This is a genomic window from Pseudomonas sp. SWRI111 (genome assembly GCF_014268555.1).
Taxonomy (GTDB): Bacteria; Pseudomonadota; Gammaproteobacteria; order Pseudomonadales; family Pseudomonadaceae; genus Aquipseudomonas; species Aquipseudomonas hamedanensis.
In genome coordinates this window covers 1-3827 of record NZ_JABWQQ010000048.1, presented here as the reverse complement: position 1 = coordinate 3827, position 3827 = coordinate 1, and the positions used below count along the sequence as shown (strand labels likewise).

Annotated in this window: 1 protein-coding gene and 1 pseudogene; both read right to left on the bottom strand. The window is 56.4% G+C overall.

The window, feature by feature from the left end; translation table 11 throughout:
• Window positions 1-2459: pseudogene (locus HU755_RS26855) on the bottom strand (hypothetical protein); the annotation flags it as partial.
• 642 nt (window positions 2460-3101) lie between these two features.
• Window positions 3102-3827 (bottom strand): Ig-like domain-containing protein (locus HU755_RS26850; RefSeq protein ID WP_186638276.1); only part of this gene is annotated, 726 nt, incomplete at its 5' end.

Below are 3827 nucleotides of genomic sequence, written 5' to 3'. Positions count from 1 at the left end.
CCCGCCGCGACTTCGCCCACAGAATCCCTGACCGAGGTAATGGTCGGCGCCGTCGCCACCGCCACGGTAAAGGTCCATGCTGCCGACACCGGATTATGCCCATACAACGCTTTGACCGTGATGCTGTGGGCGCTGGCGCTCAGCGCCGTCAGCGGCAGTGTCCAGTTGCCGCTGGCATCGACCGCGACCTGGCCTTTGGACGTGACACCGTCGAAGATCTCGACCTTCTGATTGGCGAACGCCTTGCCGCTCAGCGTGACCGACGTATCGAACGTCGTGCCCCCCGCCGCGACTTCGCCCACAGAATCCCTGACCGAGGTGATGGTCGGCGCCGTCGCCACCGCCACGGTAAAGGTCCGCGCCGCCGACACCGGATTACTGCCGTACAACGCTTTGACCGTGATGCTGTGGGCGCTGGCACTGAGCGCCGTCAGCGGCAGTGTCCAGTTGCCGCTGGCATCGACTTTCACGATGGGTGTGATAGCCGCAGCGCCGTCATACAACTGCAGCGTCAGGTTGGCGCTGGCCGTGCCCTCGACTGTGACGCTGGTGTCGAAGGTAATGCCATTATCAGGGATTACCTCACCGCTGGTATCGGTAACCGAATTGATCACAGGCACCACTATTTCAACGATCAACAGCACCAGCGAGGCCGAGTATTCATAGCGCTGCGAAACCGCACGCCACAGCACATAACGCACATCAACATATTGGGCGATGTTGGACGTGACATATTGCTTGTCGACCCTGAAACGCACAGGTTTGCCTGCGCTGACGGTAGTTATCGGCAGCCAGTCGCTGGTACTGGAGATCGGGTTGGGGCTGCGCCAGAAATACGTCACCACGTCCTTGTCCAGCGTCTTCGCCTCGCCGATCAGCACTTGAACGCTGTCGAACACCTTCGACGGATCAAGAACATCCCCCGACGGTTCAGCCTCCTCGACCACGGGTTTGGGCAGCGTCGCTCGAACCTTTCCGACCTCGGCCAGCAGGCGCTCGGATTCTCTGACGTCGAGAAGGCCCGGTGCATCGTTCGCGACTACATAGGAAAGATCCAGCGTGCCGTTGTCGAGCACAGTGATGTGCTCAGCGTCGATGTAGAACGTGACAAGACCTTCCGTGGCCTCGTTCTCGCTGACAATATGCGCAACCTCATGCAGATACTCATCGCCATTGGATTTTGTTCCCAACCATCTGAGGCAAATCAAGTCGCCGTTCTTCATGGCATAGCGGACTTCTACCGTGGCGAAGAACACGTCCGGTTCGAGGGTATCGCCGATCAGCTCAAGAATGTTCGGCTCGGGCAGCATGTTGACGTCGCCCACGACCGTTGCAAAGGCGCGCTTGGAGGACAGGGGGTCACCACCATCCTTTTTATAGAGGATATAGGAGACGTCGGCGCGGCCCATAACAATTGCTCTGATCAAGTCATAGGGCACCTTGATTTCCAGCACTGAGGGGACGTTGTCGATCTCGCGGGTTTCGCTGCAGATGATGGGTTCGGCATAATTCGGCGGCCTGCCGATGAAGGTCATTTTCACGCTGTCGCCGAGAGTGAACTCCTGGCTGCGGGCATGGATCTGCACGGTGACCGGCAGCTTGTTCAGATCCCTGATGGTGATGACACCATTAAAGGCTTCCTTGATGACCGGAGCTTCTAGGCGCCAGCCCCCGGCGTCGATTTCAATGCAGGTGCGTTTGGAGTGGCGGTCGGCCCAGTTCCAGACTTCGTCGTTGATGTCGTATCTGATTTCCCGCTGTAAACCGTCTCCGGCGCGGAGAATGTCTGCCTGCTCGATCAGGATTTCGATCGATTGTTCGTTATCGGCTTGCTCCTGCGTGATGCGGTGAACAGGAAGCAAGTGATCGCCGATGCTCAGGCGGACTTTATCGTTGCGGGTGCAATACACGTAGTGGGGGATGGTGGCCAACACACCATCTTTCGCCCAGCCGGCATCGATTACGCCCTGTTCGACCAGCTCGGGCGGCAATTGCACGATGTTCAGTTCTGAATGGCCATCGTCGTTATGCGGTTCCCTGTCAAAGTTCCCTGGCTGGTACAGTTTGATCATTATCCGCAATGACGCCGACGGCGGGTCGGCTTCGGTTTCACCCACTCGGGTCAGCACGTAATGGCAGTTCTCGACCCACCCTGACTCTGCAGGCGCCGGCAAGTAGAAGAAAACCCGCTGATTGACTTCATCGGCCGTCACGAATCGTTCAAGCACTTTCGCGTTGTTCCACCAGATATCCAGCCTGTCACCCTCGCTCATCAAGCTCAGATAAGGATTGATTACACACAGCAAGCCTTGGGGGTCGTCCGTCGCCACCTTGATGTTGATGCCTCCATCGCCGTCCTGTACGGGTTCGAGCATCCCCGGAATCAGCAGCGGGCGCAGGGCCAGTGTTTCGTTGCCTTCCTTGATGGGAGGGAAGCGGAAGTTCTTGTGGGAAGGCATCAGGCAAGTCCTTTGGAAGAAAGGCTCGGCGTCGTGGCGCAACGTTCGAGGCGGACGGAATCATGCAGACCCAGCGGGCTCGCTGGCGTGGGATGTCTGGCGAACACGGGCGCGCACTCCGTTCGGGTGATGGAGTGATTGAACCTGTGTTGTTGAATTTGCACACCTGTCAAACCTGACAGGTGTTGATGTATTCCAGACGAACGGTAGGCTCGGAGTTGCAGCTGAAACAGGAGAACTGGCAAATCGGCTTTGAGCGGATCCACGCAGCTTAACGGGGTATCTCAAAGCCAAATAAAGGGAGTGCACTCCAAAATGTGGGAGCGAGCTGGCTCGCGATGAGCATTTCTTAGTCGATGCGTTCAAACCAGACAGACCGCTATCGCGAGCAGGCTCCCGGCTTCTTAATCTCGCCAGACTCAAGATCTTCAAGAGGTCGACCACACCTCGATCACGAACAGATCCTTCTGCCAGCCCCTGACTCCCCATCCACCTCGAACATCTCAACGAATCCCACCTTGAGGATGTTGGATGGGCATTCCGCTTCCACCGTGGCCTGCCCCGGAAATGCCTCAGAAGTTCTCGCGCAAGGAGGTGTCTGAGGTAGCTCTATGTTTCTTGAATTAACTTTGCAGCGGGCAGTTATTTTGTTTTTCGACCGATATACCGATACCGATCGTCTGGATTTGTTACGGCTATATTCAAGCCTCTGTCTTCACTCGCTCGGCCAGTGGCATAAATGTAAATCTGCACGTTTCCATCAGCAAAAACGGGGCCGTAGTATTTTTCCCCTTCAGGAGACGGAACAGTAGTTGCTTGAAATTGCGGCCCAAGCTCGTCGACGAAGCTGCCTCGTGCCCGGATGGGCTCCAAGTTTTCTCTGGCGAGCGCCGCCTGTGCATCTTTCCAATTCAATTGATCGGGAAATGCGCATAGCTCGAAAACGTTGGAGCATTCAACGGGGAATTCGGCAGTCCGATTGTCAGCGTCCTGTACAACAATGGTAGTACTTCCATTGGATACCGAATGCACCAGCCCCGTATCGTCCACGGTTGCGATGTCAGGGTTCTCGGAAGTATAGACATAGGGAGGCGCGCCGTTGGCAGGAACCCGAGTCTCGTAGGTTTGTGGTGCTTTGAAGTTAACCCTTACCCAATCCGGTTTATGAGCGGAGATTGGAGACATATAGTAGTTGTTGCCATCGAGTTTCATGACGGATTGATCAATATCGAGCGCTGCGCCTACTCTCAGTTCCAAGGCATTCGAATAACTCGTCCCGCCCGCCGCGCGCTTGATTTCGTACCGGGCGATCACCGTTCCGCCTTCATTGTCCTTGATCAACTTGGCTTCGATGTTGAACGGGACTTC